General features: G+C 69.2%; 1 protein-coding gene. It reads right to left on the reverse strand.

Annotated elements, in window-relative coordinates; translation table 11 throughout:
- A partial coding sequence (locus tag IF99_RS31365; RefSeq protein ID WP_199806591.1) for a hypothetical protein occupies positions 1-2175 on the reverse strand: 2175 nt, incomplete at its 3' end.
- Positions 2176-2191 lie beyond the last annotated feature (16 nt).

The following is a 2191-nucleotide window of genomic DNA, read 5'->3' on the forward strand; positions in this document are numbered from 1 at the left end:
CGGATCAGCCACCGGCGGACCCGCCAGATCAGCACCCACCACCACCGCAGCCGTCTCCGGAGACGCCGCCGTCAGATGACCATCCACCGCGAACAGGAAATCCACGACCCGCGCATAGTCGAACACCGCGTCCGTACCGTCCGACAACGCCAACGCGGCGACATTCGCGTCACCACGCAGCCCGACCACATGCGCCTTGCCGAACGGCAGCGGCTGCACGGGGCTCTCCAACGGCACAGGACCCTGCCGCACCTGCGTGAACCCGGACACCTCCGGCAGCAGCCCATACGCATGGCGCCACACGTCCTGCCAGTCCTGAACCGGACGCGACGACACACCCACCGGCGTCCCATCCGCGCTCCGGTGCCCGACCGTCAGCACCCGGTCCAGCAGAACCCGCGACCCGTCCACCGCGACGAGCTCGGCGTCCCACTTCACGACCGGCGGCGTCTGCGCGGGATCGGCCAGGATGCCGAGGGCACCCCGCGCCGCCTCGACCATGATCCGGAGCATCGGCTGATGCGTCGGAGGAATGGTGCCGAGAAGGCCGGCCGCCTCCTCGACGGCCGTCCGAAGCGCCTGGTGCACCGAGTCGGGCAGCGGAGTTCCCAGAGCGTAGGCACCCAGTGCACTGGCGAGCCGCTGGCTGTCGCCCATGGACATCAGCCGCCGGGGCACACCGCCGGCGGCCTGCGGCAGGCCCGCCAGCAGGACCATTTGCACGAAGGCCGCGAGTCCCTGGACCACCTTGTTGTCCAGGATCCGCACGATGGATTCACGGAGGACGTCCTCGGGCAGCGGAGCCGGGAACCTCTGCGCCCGCTGGTATGCCTCCCGGCTCAGCTGCGACAGCTCGGCCACGGCCCGCCGGATCTCCTGGGGCGTCAACAACACGTCGTCGTAGGCGAAGTGCCGCAGCTCCGCGAGGACCAGCGGAATATCCAGCTGGCCGTCATCGGTGTCCAGGACCGGGAACCGGTCGTCGTCCATGTCGACCATCTGCTTCTGCGTGACGACTTTGCCCTCGGACGTCCGCCCCGTCAGCACGGAGGTCACATGCTCACGGGGAGAGGGCACATCGCCGATGGTCGCGTCGAAGAAGCCCGGGAAGAAGGGCTTGTCCGGCGTGATGGCCTTGCGATAGAGCTCCAGCAGCTTGGCGAGCACACCGGCCAGATTCCCGCTGATGCCGTCGTGGTGCTCGTTGAGGAAGTCCCGGGTGCGGGGCCGCAGAGCCCGTAGGACACGGTCCAGCGCGGGCCGGGACGCCACCGCCAAGGCGTTCTTGGCCATGAACGGAACCGGGGCCTGATTGAGGATCGTCCCGGCCGGCCTGGCCACCGTGTGGGCATAGCTGTATCGCAGGTAGCCCCACATGTCGTCGATGTCCGGGATGGCCGAGAGGAAGGGAACGGCCATCTCGGGCACGTTGGTCCGGCGGGTGAAGTCACGCACGAACGCCGCGACGACCTTCATCCCGAATTCCCGGCCCGACGCGTCCAATGCCCCGAAGGGGCTTTCCGGCAGCCGGTCCGCCGCCACGTCCATGAGCACCCTCAGGCCGAGGGCGGGGACCCCAGGAGTGGGCTGCACGTAGGCGCGGTCCGTTCCGACCGGAGTCGGGCCGACCTCGGTCTTGTCCCCCAGGTCGGTGGTCTCCCAGCCGTCCCCGGCAGGGAAAAGATCGGCGAGAGGTATCCGCGCGGCGTTCTGGGGCTCATTCCTGGCATCCAGCGCCCTCGTCAGCCTCTCAAGGCGCGCCAGCGTCTGCTCCGGGTCCTGCCTGCGCTCACCCGGGAGTACCGTCATCGGCTCGACGACGATCTCACCGATGAGATACGAGGTGTGGACCGGCTTCGGCTCTCCCTCTGCCGGCTTGGGGTACGACTGGTGCAGCCGTCCGTCGGCGGTCCGCCAGAGCCCGGCGTGATCCGTCACGATCTTGAAACCGGGAGCCTTGGCCAGCACCTGCTTCGAGGGAACGTGTGGCATCCCCTCGATGACGAATATCTGGCGCTTCTCGACCTCCAGGCCGAGGGCACCGTACGGACTCCGCATCGGCGCGTCGAGCGCCGCGTAGGCGGTGGAGGCTGACTGCGCGAACGCGGGCAACGCGCCGTCCGCGACGTCCCGCCGGTGCGGGTCGATCGCCTGCCCGGTGGGGTCGATGACCACGGCCTGTGCGTCGGCA

This window comes from Streptomyces sp. NRRL F-5630 (assembly GCF_000719475.1).
Taxonomy (GTDB): Bacteria; Actinomycetota; Actinomycetes; order Streptomycetales; family Streptomycetaceae; genus Streptomyces.